The organism is Paenibacillus endoradicis (assembly GCF_024721975.1).
Window position 1 is genome coordinate 786,317 of sequence record NZ_JANQBB010000003.1, and the last position, 15,037, is coordinate 801,353.

15 protein-coding genes are annotated in these 15,037 nt (G+C 38.7%); 10 read left to right on the forward strand and 5 right to left on the reverse strand.

Features of this window, described 5'->3' with window-relative positions:
* Positions 1–540: 540 nt before the first annotated feature.
* The 6 genes from NV377_RS13775 (at position 541) to NV377_RS13800 (ending at position 5,932) form a co-directional block, all read left to right on the forward strand.
* Positions 541–1,296 carry a class I SAM-dependent methyltransferase gene (locus NV377_RS13775; RefSeq protein WP_258199493.1) on the forward strand — a complete coding sequence of 252 codons (756 nt, stop codon included), beginning with the start codon at positions 541–543 and terminating at the stop codon, positions 1,294–1,296.
* Between the two features lie 91 nt (positions 1,297–1,387).
* Entirely contained in the window at positions 1,388–1,960 is a 573-nt protein-coding gene (locus NV377_RS13780; protein ID WP_258199494.1) for a YdcF family protein, read from the forward strand.
* Positions 1,961–2,272: 312 nt separating this feature from the next.
* Positions 2,273–2,929 carry a hypothetical protein gene (locus tag NV377_RS13785; RefSeq protein ID WP_258199495.1) on the forward strand — a complete coding sequence of 219 codons (657 nt, stop codon included), beginning with the start codon at positions 2,273–2,275 and terminating at the stop codon, positions 2,927–2,929.
* A gap of 175 nt (positions 2,930–3,104) precedes the next feature.
* Entirely contained in the window at positions 3,105–3,623 is a 519-nt protein-coding gene (locus tag NV377_RS13790; RefSeq protein ID WP_258199496.1) for a hypothetical protein, read from the forward strand.
* Between the two features lie 327 nt (positions 3,624–3,950).
* The gene (gene map, locus NV377_RS13795; RefSeq protein ID WP_258200338.1) at positions 3,951–4,688 is read left to right on the forward strand and encodes a type I methionyl aminopeptidase; all 738 of its coding nucleotides are present in this window, start codon (positions 3,951–3,953) and stop codon (positions 4,686–4,688) included.
* A 371-nt stretch (positions 4,689–5,059) separates the two neighbouring features.
* On the forward strand, positions 5,060–5,932 hold the full coding sequence (locus NV377_RS13800) for an AraC family transcriptional regulator (RefSeq protein WP_258199497.1): 873 nt from the start codon (positions 5,060–5,062) through the stop codon (positions 5,930–5,932).
* 141 nt (positions 5,933–6,073) lie between these two features.
* Here the strand turns inward: NV377_RS13800 and NV377_RS13805 are convergent, their stop codons facing one another.
* Positions 6,074–6,475 carry a VOC family protein gene (locus NV377_RS13805; RefSeq protein ID WP_258199498.1) on the reverse strand — a complete coding sequence of 134 codons (402 nt, stop codon included), beginning with the start codon at positions 6,473–6,475 and terminating at the stop codon, positions 6,074–6,076.
* A gap of 407 nt (positions 6,476–6,882) precedes the next feature.
* Here NV377_RS13805 and NV377_RS13810 point away from each other — a divergent pair, with 407 nt between their 5' ends.
* Entirely contained in the window at positions 6,883–7,212 is a 330-nt protein-coding gene (locus NV377_RS13810; protein ID WP_258199499.1) for a hypothetical protein, read from the forward strand.
* A 284-nt stretch (positions 7,213–7,496) separates the two neighbouring features.
* Here the strand turns inward: NV377_RS13810 and NV377_RS13815 are convergent, their stop codons facing one another.
* Positions 7,497–8,243 carry an EcsC family protein gene (locus tag NV377_RS13815; protein WP_258199500.1) on the reverse strand — a complete coding sequence of 249 codons (747 nt, stop codon included), beginning with the start codon at positions 8,241–8,243 and terminating at the stop codon, positions 7,497–7,499.
* A 327-nt stretch (positions 8,244–8,570) separates the two neighbouring features.
* A complete protein-coding gene (locus NV377_RS13820) occupies positions 8,571–9,383 on the reverse strand; it encodes a class I SAM-dependent methyltransferase (RefSeq protein WP_258199501.1) in 813 nt (270 codons plus the stop codon).
* A 513-nt stretch (positions 9,384–9,896) separates the two neighbouring features.
* Here NV377_RS13820 and NV377_RS13825 point away from each other — a divergent pair.
* A complete protein-coding gene (locus tag NV377_RS13825) occupies positions 9,897–10,235 on the forward strand; it encodes a PadR family transcriptional regulator (RefSeq protein WP_258199502.1) in 339 nt (112 codons plus the stop codon).
* On the forward strand, positions 10,232–11,134 hold the full coding sequence (locus NV377_RS13830; protein ID WP_258199503.1) for a permease prefix domain 1-containing protein: 903 nt from the start codon (positions 10,232–10,234) through the stop codon (positions 11,132–11,134). Before NV377_RS13825 ends, NV377_RS13830 begins: the two co-directional genes overlap by 4 nt.
* Before the next feature lie 130 nt (positions 11,135–11,264).
* Here NV377_RS13830 and NV377_RS13835 read toward each other — a convergent pair whose 3' ends face one another.
* Positions 11,265–12,446, reverse strand: a complete 1,182-nt coding sequence (locus NV377_RS13835; RefSeq protein ID WP_258199504.1) for an acetoin utilization protein AcuC — start codon at positions 12,444–12,446, stop codon at positions 11,265–11,267.
* Between the two features lie 39 nt (positions 12,447–12,485).
* Entirely contained in the window at positions 12,486–13,124 is a 639-nt protein-coding gene (locus NV377_RS13840) for a GNAT family N-acetyltransferase (protein WP_258199505.1), read from the reverse strand.
* A 181-nt stretch (positions 13,125–13,305) separates the two neighbouring features.
* On the opposite strand from NV377_RS13840, the gene acsA reads away from it, so the two are divergent.
* On the forward strand, positions 13,306–15,030 hold the full coding sequence (acsA, locus tag NV377_RS13845; protein WP_258199506.1) for an acetate--CoA ligase: 1,725 nt from the start codon (positions 13,306–13,308) through the stop codon (positions 15,028–15,030).
* The last annotated feature ends 7 nt before the right edge of the window (positions 15,031–15,037 follow it).

Consider the following 15,037-nt stretch of genomic DNA (forward strand, 5'->3'; position numbering starts at 1 on the left):
TGCGCAGGGTTGACTCTAAAAAACTCCGAAAACCATTGAATGTAGTGGATTTTCGGAGTTTTTTTCATTACTCCTATTTGATCGTCGCCAGCGACTTGCTCGTGATGTCGTAGACGATGTGGGGCATTCCAGTCGGTGAATCGACAGTGGAATTGACAAACGGTTAAGGCGTCAGATCGGAGGCCCCGATGTACGTTATATTTTCTGGAAGTTTTAAAAGGTATTGCCCAATTGCGAGATGTACTTCGTGAAGCTGTTTTTACCAGCGATTTTTTAGCACGAAATAGGGGTGGATTCGCCTTTAGAGATTTTTCGCTATTCAATTAGATGGCAGAAAGAAGGAATAAACAGGAAGGGATTTTAAGATGAAAAGAGAAAAGTAGTTAGATAGCCTAACCTAGAGGAGAAGGCATTAACATAGTTACTTCAGAAATCGACGTAGTGAACGAAACGTTTACCATTAAAGGAAACTAGAGTTTAATAATTAAAAAACAATACTGCACTAAAAAAACTAATCAAATACTGGGAGAGTGACGAGAGATGAACAGTAGAGAAAGATTTTCGGATCGGGTCGATTCATATTTGAAGTACCGCCCGAGCTATCCGAAAGAGGCTGTTGATTATTTGTACGACTTCATCGGTTTGCGTTCGAACAGTATAATAGCAGACATCGGTTCCGGTACAGGTATCTTTTCAAAGCTACTACTGGAACGCGGAAACAATGTGATCGCGGTCGAGCCGAATCAGGCAATGCGGGAAGCAGCCGAGCAGATATTTGGAAGCAAACCTAACTTTCAGACTATATCAGGTTCCGCAGAATCTACTGGATTACCAGATCAGTCGGTTGAGTTTATTGTCTGCGCACAAGCGTTTCACTGGTTTGATCGCTTAGCTGCGCAAATCGAGTTTCGTAGAATTCTACAGCCGGGTGGGAGAGTAATACTAATTTGGAATTCACGTCTTACAAACGGTACTTCATTTCGTGAAGAGTACGATCAACTGCTCTATACGTACGGTACCGACTACCAAAAAGTCAATCATAAAAATATTTCTCAGACGATGCTTCACTCTTTTTTCAAGGCAGGAACGATGCATGAAGTGCGATTCAGAATGAGTCAGGAGTTCGATTTCGAAGGGCTGAGAGGCAGGTTGCTATCATCTTCCTATAGCCCTATATCAGGACATCCGAATTACAATCCGATGATGACGGAACTGCGAAATCTTTTTGATAGGAATCATCAGGATGGTATTGTTCCATTCGATTATGAAACTGAAATATTTTGGGGAGAAGTTTAGCTCAAGCTACCTGAGTGGAACGTTTCATACGCTAAGTGTTACAATACTTAAGGAGTATTATAGAAAAATATGAGAGAATGCAGGTGAGAGATTGATCTTTGTTTTTATTAAACGATTTTTAATATTAGTAGCAAGTCTTTTCCTCTGGTTTATCATTCACAGTACTTTCGTGGTAATAGATGGGTTAAATGATGAATTGAAACCTGTTGATGTAGCTGTAGTATTAGGAAATAAAGTAGAAACTACTGGACAACCTTCTGAACGGTTAAAAGCAAGATTAGATAAGTCTGTAGAACTTTATGATGGGGGCTATTATACTTATATCATGGTAAGTGGTGGTATTGGTAAGGAAGGTTTCGATGAGGCAAAGGTTATGAAATCTTACTTAATAGATAAAGGGATACCGGAAGATAAAATAATAGAGGATAGCAATGGGTACAACTCATATATGACCGCTCAAAATACTAGCAAGATTATGGATGAATTAGAATTAGACTCCGCTATGGTTATTACTCAATATTTTCATGTAACTAGGACAAAATTAGCGTTTAGAAAAATGGATATAGAAGAAGTTTATTCAGCCCATGCCAAAATCTTTGAGTTTAGAGATATTTACTCAATAATAAGAGAATTCCCGGCATATTATAAGTATCTCTTAAAATAGTGATATAAATAAACGATAATCTTACCTGCGTTCAAGTAGGATTGAATCAGCTTCAAGACTCGTTTTGCTGGACCTTTCGTGCCACTCTAGCTGTCAGGTGACAAGATTATTAGCTCATTAAGTGCCGCGTAAATCGCGGCACTTTTATTTTATAGTGTAAGTTTGTTGTCAAAGCGGGGTAACAATATCTTTATCCGATTACCAATTATGATAATATTCCTATTTCATTCTGGAAAGGAAACATATTACATAATTTTTACGTTTATAGTAAGGAGAGGCAGTAATTAAAAGGTCTTCGGAAGGGGCATAAAAATGCTGAATAAGTTGTTATTTCCTTTACTTATATGCATCTTATTAACACTAGCTGCTTGTAGCAATAAACCTTATGGATATTACGAAGATGATAAAATGATTGGTAACATAGAACGGGTGGAAAGAGCAAACAGCTTGGTTGAAGTGAATATTTCTGAATGGGATAAAAGAGATATGAAAGGCAATGTCGACGCTTACGGCGTGTCTATCCCGGTTATAATAACGGATGATTTGATTATTAAAAAAGAGGACGGGTCCTTATCCAATATTAATTCATTAAAAATCGGACAAAAAGTACTTATCAACCCACCAAGGTGGATTGATGAAGGTATCACATATGAAGCAAAGGAGATTATTTTGTTGGAAATGTCGTACAAGGAGAAGTATAAACAATTATTGTCCAACAAAAAGGGAAGTTATCTGACAACAGTATTTGTTAAAGAAGGAGACTCGTTACCATTAACAACGGAAGATACATTGATGGGTCTTCTATCCAAAAGTCCAATAAACTTCGGAGTTTATCAAGAGGACTTTGTTGTTGATTATAAGCAGGAATTGAATATTGAAAACTTCCCTGTCATGCTTATCTTTGACACAAAAGGATTAGTCTTAAAAACGTATGATGCGGATGAAGTGGTAGCTTTTTTTAATGATTAAAAACATTCAGCTAACGGAGAACGATAGTTGAACAAATGACAATGGAGTAGATATCACAGTACGCACTAATTATATTGAGTTAACGGACTGGAAAAGAGGGAAAACTTATCTCTCAGTAATCTTCTTGCACTTGGGGTAGTCAGAAGGTTTAGTTAGAAAAGAGCGGAGGGATTTTTTGAAAAAACTTTTTACAGCGATCCTACTCATTTTAGTTACATTTATTTTTTGGACGGCATCGCATGCTGAAGCCTTGTCCTGTGCAATGCCACGTCCCGTTAAAGAGGAGATGGACCTTAGCAGCGTCGTTTTCAAAGGAAAAGCGGTCGAGATTAATAAGGACGGACTTACCGTGTTCCTGATCGATGAGGCATGGAAAGGCGTAGAGACCTCGCAACTTGAGATTTATCATAACGGGTGGGATCCTTTTGTTAAAAATACGGAATATTTGGTATTTGGAAGTGTTCAGGAAGGAAAACTTCGCATGAATTTGTGTGGTCGAACGGGACCTTGGGACATTGCAAGGGAAGCGGCGATGAAGGATTCAGGCTTCAAGTCTACTAAACCTGGATTATCAATGGAGTGGGATCAATCTCAACATCAGATGGGGTATGTCATTCCGGCGAGCATAGTAGTTGTTGCTGTTGTCCTTCTGTTACTTTTCATGATTTTGATAAGAACCAAACGAAAGCGGTGACGTTTAAAAACCTTTCTTGATTTTGACAGACTGAATTTTATTTATCCACAATTAGATGTAGTAAGAGTCATAATGTCTTGAGCATTTTATCATGGTAATTTACGTGCTGAATTTGCTTCTTCCTATCTGGCTGTGTGGGGCTTATAATTGTTACTTTTAGAAAGCATAATATTGGAACATTATGCTAGCGGAGAAGGATAGTTTAATGCCATCAATACAGCTTTTCTTTAATAATTGTCAGATTAGTTGAAGAAAAATCTGCTCCGTTTATGCTATAATCTAAATGGATTAATAATCATAAGATACTTTAAGAAGTGAGGATATATGATGATTGCAAAAACAGAAGAAGATTTTAATGGTTTGAAGGAAATAGGGAAAATTGTTGCCTCCATTAGAGATGAATTGGTACAAAGAACAATTCCTGGCATAACGACCAAAGAACTTGATGATATAGCCGGAGAGCTTTTAGAAAGAGCAGGTGCAGTTTCAGCTCCAATAAGTGAATATGATTTTCCTGGATATACTTGCATTAGTGTTAATGAAGAAGTGGCACATGGTGTTCCGGGTCATCGGATTATTCATGAAGGGGATTTAGTAAATATAGATGTTTCTGGTTCCAAAAATGGTTATTTCGCAGATACAGGAATCTCGTTTGTAGTAGGCGAAGGAGACGAAGTATTAACGAAAATCTGCGACGTTGCTAAAAAGGCATTTGAAGCTGGGCTTAAGAATGCAAAACCTGGTTCAAAAAAAAGTAGAATCGGAAAAGTAGTATTCCAAACAGCGAGAGATAATGGATTAACTGTGATCAAAAACCTTACAGGTCATGGTATTGGACGTACAATACACGAAGCACCTGACCACATTTATAATTATAATGATACATGGGATGATGAATTATTAAAGGAGGGGATGGTTATCGCATTTGAACCATTTATTTCGACCTTTGAAGAAGAAGTATCCCAAAAAGAAGATGGGACCTTTGTTACAGAAAAAAGCTTTGTAGCTCAATATGAACATACGATTATTCTTACGAAGAATGGACCGATTATTACTACATTGTAAGAGCATTAATAATTATGAAAGCACCTTAATTAAAAGGTGTATTCATAACGTTTAAAACAACTTGTACAAATAGAATTCATTATCAGTCTTTCCGACTATAATGAAGGAATGTAATTTTTAACCTTTCAGAATAAATCCCGACTTATCTCTTAAGATCATAGATAAGTCGGGATTTTTATGTATCAAAATACCCATATCGATAGAAATACGCATTTTTCTGACGCTAGCCATTAAATAAAAACTATGCTATTGACGCAAAGTTGAAGGGGATGTTCTACGAATATCAAAGACCCTGCAGAATTGTGCACTAAATGTCGGGAAGGGAATTACCTTCTCTGCTATGCTTTGAGTAACGAGGGGAGGTGATAATCATGGATATGCTTGCACAACTGAACAAATCTTTAAGCTATATTGAGGAGAGTCTTACTGATCGTGTGGACTATCAGGAGGCAGCAAAAATTGCTTGCTGTTCGGAATATCATTTAACACGGATGTTCTCATTCCTTGCAGGCATTACTTTATCAGAATACATCCGCCGAAGACGCCTAACTTTGGCAGCACTCGAGCTAAGCCATAGTGATATTAAGATCATCGATGTTGCGATGAAATATGGATACACCTCGCCGGATTCCTTTACTAGGGCTTTCCAAAGCATGCATGGGATTACTCCCTCGGAAGCCCGGATCCATGGACAGTCCCTCAAAACCTTCCCGCGCATGACGTTTCAACTAACTATCAAAGGAGGAAGTGAAATGATCTACCGAATTGAAGACAAAGAGGCTTTTTTCATAGTGGGGATCAAAAAAAGAGTGCCAATAGTTTTTCAAGGAGTGAATCCAGAGATTGCATCGATGTTTGAAGGACTTACACCAGAAATAATTGATCAGATTAAGGGCTTTTCGAATGTTCAACCTTCAGGACTAATCAGTGCTTCTACGAATTTCAGTGAAGGGCGGATGGAGGAGAAAGGAGAGCTAGATCATTACATCGGGGCGGCCACAACGAATGAATCAAGAGATGGCTTCGTCCAGCTGGAGGTGTCAGCCTCTACATGGGCTGTATTTACGGCAGTAGGCCCTTTTCCAAGTGTACTTCAAGAAATCTGGGGACGAATTTATTCCGAATGGTTTCCGTCTTCGGAATATGAGTTAAGTGAAGGACCTGAAATACTCTGGAATGAGCACAAAGATGTAGCATCGCCGCAATTTAAAAGCGAAATATGGATACCCATTAAAACGAAATAAGCAGCCGTTGTCGAAGTAACGGAACAGAATAGTTCCAATATGTGTTAATAAAAGCAACGATTTTGATTTAAATAACAGATATGAGATTATACGGGTTATAAAAAATCCGGTGACCTTGAACAGGTCACCGGATTTTCCATATTAGCTTTTCGGCATTTTGCTCTCATCCATGTACAGCAGGTTCCAGCGGTGACCGTCTAGGTCGGCAAATCCTGCGCCGTACATCCAGCCGTCAATTTCACTGGGCTTGCCAAAGATGCTTCCTCCGGCAAACTCTACTTTTTGAATAAAGGCTTCTACTTCTTCTCTGCTTTCAGCGCTAATGGAAAATATTACTTCTGCGCTATGGGTAGTATCTGCGGTTTTTGAACTTGTAAATTTCTCAAATGCTGCATCCGGGAACAGTAAAATCGTTGTTTGGCCTATGGCAAGCTTGGCTCTCTCGTTACCAACGCTCACCGCATGGAATCCAATCTCATTGAAAAAGGCAGTTGACTTCTCTACATCTTTGACTGGCAGGTTAATCCAAATCTCCTGTGACATGGCTGTAGCCTCCTAGAATATATTTTAAACTATTCCTACTATACTCTACTTCTGGCAGCAGAAGCTAATCTTATAAAAGAAACCGCAATTTCTATCCAGAGTCATTAAACGTGAAAACCATGGTATATAACCCGATTAGTAGGTATCCGTCATATATTGAACTTGAACCAATAAACTACCCATTAGCTATTGAACAAACAAATGGGATTTATACGACCAGAGTTCAAGAGATCTCCGAAATACTCTGCCGAATGAAAGAGGCTTAGGAAACATGATTGCGCTAACGGGATACTATAGTGGAGGGGCTTGCAACTTGGAAACTCCTCTTTCCGTTGAATTAACGGGCAGGATACTTAAAAACTGCAATGAAAAATATGGTAATATATGTATATACTGGAGGTGATATATTGGTAAATACTGTGAGTATCTTACTCGCTGCTATATTTTTAGCCTTGTTAATATTCGGACTTATACAATGTAGAAAACATTCCTTTACAGCAGGCTTTTATTTCTTTCTCTTCTTAATTGTCCTTCAGATTTCACCTTATATTTATTCCCCTTTTATTAGTAAATACATTGATGATTCATTTACTAACGGAAATACTCCTATGGGAATGACTATTGGAGAATTAGTAGCTTGGTTTACTCTACTTCCTAGCATTATAGAAGTTATTGCATTTATTTTTTTAGTTTTTGGATTATATCGAATGTGGAAATCTAAGACCATCAAATCATGATCATCGTAGCTTATTCTGCTAACAGAGAACTATAGTGGAGGGGCTTGAAACATGGGAGCACCACTTTTACATTGAAGTAAGGGGCAGGTTAGTTTAATACGAGGAGCTGTTTATAATCAAATTGTAGTGTGAATAACACTATACTTTAAAGATATTGATAAGGACTTGATTACTTAACTAATAGATTTGTATGCTTAATCATTGGTGGAAAGGAAATGGAATTGCCGCTCATATACATTCAAGTAACTATGTTTCTTGGATGTATATGAGCAACAGAGAAAAGATTAACCTAGAACTTCGAAATCATCGTGTAATCTCCGCAGCCTGTAAGCGTTCATGGCGAATTCGCGTAGCTCCTCAAGAATGGTATAATTCGCCCAGGCACCTGCGACAGCCCCGATTCCTGGCACCATCTGCAGCATTTTCCGGAAATCAATGGCGTCGCGATACTCGATCTGAAATGTCTCCCAGTCCATATTTTTGGAGTATTCAGCTTCGGAGAGCCATTGTTCCTTTTCAACATGCCAATGCTTGATGGAATTCAACAACCTAACACGGTTTTCCGGCCCCGCAAACGTCATTTGAAAAACCTTAAGAATGAATACACGCTCAGCGAAATGTTTGGTGTCATAACCGTAAACATGCGCCAGTTCGAACAAAAATTTCATCTTGATCGCAATTAAAGCTGGAAAGTCCACCACGCTAAACATAATACCGCCTGCTCCGGTTCCTGCGCCTTCGGCAACAGCGATTTTTTGGTACAAGGCAAACAACTCTTTTGCTTCTTGATCGGCAAACTCCAGTTCCAAATTACGTTGCACCAGGCGGCTAGGCGTATATTCCGCTCCGAACAGTGCCGTACGCACGATCGATCGTATGGTGGTGGTAATGATGATGTGCACCTTCGGGGGAATCAAATGATTAATTCGATTGCCGATTGTTTTCGATGTTTTTTCCAGCCATCCCGGCGGTTTGAACATTTTTTGTTCCCAGTTGGCAACTTCCCTCTGTACTTTATGTTCGTAATTCATGATCCATAGCTCCTCCAAAAGACTTGGCTATATTGTAACGAATATTTCTGTGATTCGGAACAGACTGCAGGCAGGTAACGGACCTCGACTAAAGTCCAGCACTGCGTTGATGATAGATAAGATTGAAATGTTCGACTCAAAGACCGTTAAAGGCTTTTTGGGCGTAGTATCAAATATCAAGAGCTTGCAAAAGGGGAGCTCCCCTTTTCCATTGAAGTAATGGTATATTCAATCCAATCGCTTAAGGATGAAATAGCACTATGGGAAATATTGAACTTGTATGGCTGTGTATCTAAAATTTGCTAATCATGATCAAGCTATCAGATGTTAGAGCTTTCTTGCTTTAATTACAAAAGTTACAGGAAGCATTTTTGCTTTTTTTGCAAAATCGCTGTTACTGTCCCGCGACTGCATAATCTCATCATCAGATTGCTCAATCATTTGCTCAATTACAAATCCCGCTTTTGCTAACGCATTCACATAGGTTGATAGTTTACGGTCAGATAAGGTTAGCGTACTTTCGTCAAGAGAAACTGAATACCAGGATTCATCGAAATAACATTTTTTGAAAACAAGCATATCATTTTCTGCAACAACACATTTATGTATAGGGTGAGACCAACTGAAAATAAATACGCCGTCTTTTTTTAGGTAAGAAGCAATTCGGCAAAAAGTACCCTCAAGGTCCGTTGTCCAGCCTATGGCATAAATCGAATAAACAAAGTCAAAATAATCCACTGGTAGGCCACATTCATCTTCCATGGGAGAACAGATCAAATTGGCAGAAAGACCGCTCACCGTCAAGTACTGCCTTGTCTTTTCGATTTGGTTCTCTGATAAATCTATACCCCATAGTTCAGCTGCTTTGCGTTCCCCGTGATATTGCAAAGATTGTCCCCTACCACAGCCTATCTCCAGCATCTTTTTCCCTGAGACATCGCCAAAAAGTTGACATTGTTCTTCTGATACAAATGATCCATAAAAAGGAAGTGAGGTTGCTCCTAAAATATCATTTCCTTTTGTATCCCAAAATAAGCTATTTGTTTTATGAACAACATTTTTATCCTTATCGACCGATATGGCTACGCCAACCTCGCCAGCGCCTATAATGTTTGTTCTATATACAGAATTCTTGTCCAACCAGATACCCTCCCCAAATATAAATAATATGAGCCGAAACATATAACCCATTTACGCGTTATCCCGATAACACATATCAAACACGAACACTTTGTGGTATTAACTATAGAATAATTTACCATTTTCTTATGAACAAATCCACCTAAAATCATCCATCCAGCGCCCGTTTGATCTCGTATTCATAACTGAACCATCCTGCTACAATGGTTTCGGTCTGCAGCATAATATCATTAAAGTACACCTCTCCAGAGCAGTTTGTGATAACTAGACGGATTGTGATGGAGCGCAGTCTGCCATAACCCTTGGAAGAGGCGTACCATAGCACATGAGGAATTAGAAATGAGTAAAGGTGATATTTGCACCACGCTCATTACGCTGACGGGAGAAGATAGCTCAATGCCATCAAGAGAACCTTTTCTCATCTAAAGGGAAGGATAGTTTCAAAAGAGACTTTACTTTACTAGTACCTTACTATACAATGTACTTAATTATACAATGTTTAAGGGAGATTCCATGGAAATTGATAAAGAGATATTAAAGGGCCACATAGACACAATACTGCTCAGTCTTCTGAGGGAAAAACCGGTATATGGGTATGAGTTAGCAAGAACTGCGTTAGACCGTAGTGAAGGCGCTTTTGAGTTAAAAGAAGCAACGCTTTATTTATCTTTAAAGCGGTTGGAAAAGAATGAATTGGTTACATCGTTCTGGGGGGATTCAGATAGTGGTGGTGGCAGAAGGAAGTATTATGAGTTAACAGAGACAGGGAGATTACGCTTGAAGGAAAAAAAGGCGGAGTGGCTTTTTTTTAGAACGATAATAAATCAGTTTATGGAGGGAATTGAAGAATGAGTAAACCTTCTCTAGAAGCTAACAATCAAAAGCTTATTCATAAGTATATAGATAGGCTGTGCAATAAAATGAATGAGTCTCCCCAAGAAGTTAATGAATTTCGTGAAGAGATGATTAACAACCTTATGAGTAGCGTGAAATATTGGAAGTCAAAAGGCTTAGGTGAATCTGAAGCAGTTAGTAAAGCTTTGAACAGCTTTGGTGAACCACAAGAAATTGAAACAGAGTTGAAAACACTATACAGAATTAAGAAGGTGTTTTCAGGTAATATACTAAAAAGCTCAATCGCTATGTTATTTTTAGGAATAATCATAGTAGGATGGTTTTTGTACTGGAATGAACTCCGTCATTATGATGTTGCAGATGAAGCTTTTGAAATTGTACTCCAGGAAGTAGGAACAGCAGAAAATCCAATCAGTGACACAATGATTAAAGAATTGGAGCAGTACATTAATAAAAGTACAAGTGTTTCAGGAGTTGTTCTACGTATACAAGAGGATACGGGCATAGCCCCTCAAGATTATCCTATACAATATAAGTATCCAGAAAATCTAAAGTTGGATAAACTTAATAACATTCCTAACAATGAATACATCTTTACCTACATTGTTCCTAGTGGAACCAATATACTTATCCCAGGCACGAACAAAGCAATAAGTATTGATGTGGGCATACATTTGTTTAATGATACGACATTCATGATAGGTATTATTTTGTTGTTTGGATATTGGATATTATTTGCAGTTTGGGCAAGTATGAATGTTTACTATAAGGGTCATGGTAGAGCATTATTGGTAGTCTTATTTCTGCTACTAAATGTCGTTGGATACGCCCTTTATTTATTAGGGGTGAAATTAATTGGTGGTAGTACGGTAATTTGGAAGCATAGGCTAACATAAAACAGGAGCTAATAAGCCATAAAATTAGTATCTGAGTCGCTTGAAAATTAAAAAATGAGCGACATAGACAATAAAAGTAATGTCTATGTCGCTCAATTGAAGAGTAATGAGCAACGAAGATTAAAGCAATTCAAATATCTTGTATAACTATCGCTGCTACTTGTCGATTACGCTCGCTTATTTCGGTGCGCCTTGGCATTGGTATAATCATATGAGGTTCATCTTGCCAGTATAAAGGTAATTCATCTGTTGCATAGCTACTCCAATAATTTCTCCATTTGTCAGGTAGCGGGAGTAGTTCGGGTTTCTTGAATTGTTCTACAAGTTCATGATCGCTCATTGCTAGCCATACATGCGACCATGCCCTTGGGACAACCCGCCATAAATCATAGCCACCGCCACCGATTGCTACCCACTTACCATTACAATATTGATGGGCAAATTGATGGATGATATTAGGGATTTGCTCGTAAATACGCATCGAACAATGAAGATGCGAAAGCGGATCATATGCATGAGCATCACAGCCATGTTGGCTAACGATCAGATCAGGTTTATAATGTTCGATCACTTTAGTTAATGTAAGTTGAAAACATTCGAGCCATGAGTCATCTTCTGTGTAAGGATCAAGTGGCATATTGAAACAAGAGCCAAAACCATGATCAAGACCTTTCTCATAGTGATAACCTGTGCCTGGAAATAGAAATTTACCTGTTTCATGAATGGAATATGTACATACGTTGGGATCAGCGTAAAAACTGATCTGCACACCATCTCCATGATGAACATCGGTATCGATATAAAGAATTTTAACTTGATGCTGTTGCTGAATATGGCGAATAGCAATAACTGCATCATTATATATACAAAAGCCTGCTGCCCGATTCTCAAAGGCGTGATGTAATCCACCGGCCAAATGGAAGGCGTGATCTGTCTCTCCCGTTATAACGGCTTCAAGCGCACTTACAGTGCCTGATACAATAGAACAGGAAGCATCATGCATCCCTTGAAAGTAAGGCGTGTCATCCCCATGTAGTCCATACTGCTCAGCGATATCAATCAGACTATTATTCGGCGAGTCGCTACTTAAACCTTTAATAACATTTATATACTCTTGACTATGAGCCAAGGACAGTAGATGTTCGACATCAGTTATTGCAGGTTGCTGTATCTGATCAGGTAGAAGAGCTCCGATACTTTCCAACAAACTTATCGTTAATTGATAGCGAATAGGGTGGAAAGGGTGATTACTTTGAAATTGATAGGAATTAGCTAAAGTAGGATGAATGAAGACAGATTTTGACTTCAACATAATTACGATCCATTCCTTTCTGCATGCTAATCAGTTTACTTAATACATGAAGCGACTGCGGAAACGAACACGATCAAATCTTTCAATCGAGGGAAGAGGTACCTCTGCTCCGATTTTGACCATTAAGCAATTCGCTGGGTGAGCACAGATTTCTTCATCATCAGTCGCATACCAAATCATATCGACGGTCTGCATTAACTTTTCCATCATCTTGCGATAATCCCACACATTTAACCCACTGCCTTCCAAATCCCAATGCCAATAATATTCCGTCGTATAGACGATCATATTATCTAGCTGTTGTTCTGCGAAAGAAAGCTGAATCAAATCTTTGCCTAATCCAAGTCCACGATAATTATCCGCCACTTCGATAGCTCCGAGCTCCACAAGATCAATCATTTTACCTTGAGACCAGCGTTCGTATTCGTCTGGATAATGAAACGTTACATAGCCGATAATATGCTGATCTATTGTAGCTGTAATGATTCGACCTTCTGGCAGAGAAGCAATTTCAATTAACGCTTCATGCTGTTCTAATGGTCGCCTGAATGCATCAAGTGTTGCATCCATCGTCATGTCACGTAATTGTTCAGGAGGAATAGGTCCGGAGATTCTAATGTGTTTCTGTAAGGAAGGGATATATTTCTCAACCAACTGAAAACGCTTTCTATGCTCCATTATAGTTCCCCTTTTATATGAAAATAATTTTTATGTAATCAATAATTAGTGCACAGCATAACTATATACTAATTATTGATAGATTGGAAATAGATAGTGCAAAGTAATATAAATATGATATAATAATTACCATGTAAGCGCATTCTTATATCTTATATGTTTGAATTAGGAGAGTGATTCAATGATTGAATTACATCAAGAGCGTATACCTGCAACGGTGACTAATGGGAATTTACAAAGCTACGAACAATCACGAAAAAATTTTTCATGGGAACAAATCGAACAGCAACTAAGTTGGTCATCTACAGGGAAGCTCAATATGGCATACGAAGCAATTGATCGCCATGTCGAGAATGGAAAAGGAGATAAAGTTGCGTTAATTTATAGTGATCAACAGAGAGAAGAGAGCTATACATTTTTACAATTAAGTAAGGGTAGTAATCAATTCGCCAATGCTTTAAGAAAACTTGGTATTCAAAAGGGTGAGCGAATTTTTATATTTATGCCTCGTACACCAGAATTATATATGAGTGCATTAGGTAGTTTGAAGATCGGAGCTATTGTTGGTCCGTTATTCGAAGCGTTTATGGAAACAGCAGTTAAAGATCGTCTAGCAGACAGTGAAGCGATTGCTATAGTTACAACACCTGCATTATTATCTCGGATTAAACGTGATGAATTGCCTTCTCTGAAACATATTATCGTATTTGGTAATGATGTTGAAGAAGGCGATGGTATATTATCTTATGAGAGATTGATGGCTGAATCTAGCGATGAGCAAAATATCGAATGGGTTGATCGTGAAGATGGCATGATTCTTCATTACACATCAGGTTCGACTGGTAAACCGAAAGGTATTTATCATGTACACAATGCGATGGTGCAACATCTTTATACAGGTCAAATCGTACTAGATTTGAAGGAAGATGATGTATATTGGTGTACCGCTGACCCAGGATGGGTAACTGGTACTTCGTATGGTATCTTTGCTCCTTGGTTGAATGGCGTGACGAACATTGTGCGAGGCGGACGCTTTAGTCCAAGTGATTGGTATAGTGTTATAGAGAAGTATAAAGTAACGGTATGGTATAGTGCACCAACTGCATTCAGAATGTTGATGGGAGCAGGAGATGAAATTGTTAATCAATTCGATCTAAGTAGCCTACGCCATGTACTTAGTGTAGGAGAACCATTGAATCCTGAAGTTGTTCGTTGGGGCATGAAAGTATACGAACATCGAATTCATGATACATGGTGGATGACGGAGACAGGTGCGCAATTAATTTGTAATTATCCAAGTATGGATATTAAGCCAGGATCGATGGGTAAGCCGATTCCAGGAGTGAATGCAACGATTCTTGATGATTATGGTAATGAACTTCCACCATACCGCATGGGTAACTTAGCCATTGCTACACCATGGCCATCGATGATGCGCAAAGTATGGAATAATGATGCCAAATACGAAGAATATTTCCGAATCGCCGACTGGTATGTTTCAGGCGACTCTGCTTATCGTGATGAAGATGGCTACTTCTGGTTCCAAGGTCGCGTTGATGATGTAATAAACACCGCAGGTGAACGAGTAGGGCCTTTTGAAGTGGAATCTAAGCTAATTGAGCATCCAGCTGTTGCTGAAGCGGGAGTGATTGGTAAGCCTGATCCGATTCGTGGGGAAATCATTAAAGCGTTTATTGCTTTACGCGAAGGATACACTGCATCTGAGGAATTGAAAACAGAAATTGCACAGTTTGTAAAAGTGGGCTTGTCAGCACATGCTGCTCCGCGTGAAATTGAATTTAAAGATAAGCTTCCGAAGACGAGAAGTGGAAAAATAATGCGTCGAGTACTCAAAGCGTGGGAGCTTAATCTACCTACAGGTGATTTATCTACTATTGAAGACTAATAATTTA

Bases quoted from the DNA above. Each gene is read 5' to 3' on its own strand.
- NV377_RS13775 (WP_258199493.1), top strand. From the start codon at position 541: ATGAACAGTAGAGAAAGATTTTCGGATCGGGTCGATTCATATTTGAAG.
- NV377_RS13785 (WP_258199495.1), top strand. From the start codon at position 2,273: ATGCTGAATAAGTTGTTATTTCCTTTACTTATATGCATCTTATTAACA.
- map (WP_258200338.1), top strand. From the start codon at position 3,951: ATGATTGCAAAAACAGAAGAAGATTTTAATGGTTTGAAGGAAATAGGG.
- NV377_RS13800 (WP_258199497.1), top strand. From the start codon at position 5,060: ATGGATATGCTTGCACAACTGAACAAATCTTTAAGCTATATTGAGGAG.
- NV377_RS13805 (WP_258199498.1), bottom strand. From the start codon at position 6,475: ATGTCACAGGAGATTTGGATTAACCTGCCAGTCAAAGATGTAGAGAAG.
- NV377_RS13815 (WP_258199500.1), bottom strand. From the start codon at position 8,243: ATGAATTACGAACATAAAGTACAGAGGGAAGTTGCCAACTGGGAACAA.
- NV377_RS13825 (WP_258199502.1), top strand. From the start codon at position 9,897: ATGGAAATTGATAAAGAGATATTAAAGGGCCACATAGACACAATACTG.
- NV377_RS13830 (WP_258199503.1), top strand. From the start codon at position 10,232: ATGAGTAAACCTTCTCTAGAAGCTAACAATCAAAAGCTTATTCATAAG.
- NV377_RS13835 (WP_258199504.1), bottom strand. From the start codon at position 12,446: ATGTTGAAGTCAAAATCTGTCTTCATTCATCCTACTTTAGCTAATTCC.
- NV377_RS13840 (WP_258199505.1), bottom strand. From the start codon at position 13,124: ATGGAGCATAGAAAGCGTTTTCAGTTGGTTGAGAAATATATCCCTTCC.
- acsA (WP_258199506.1), top strand. From the start codon at position 13,306: ATGATTGAATTACATCAAGAGCGTATACCTGCAACGGTGACTAATGGG.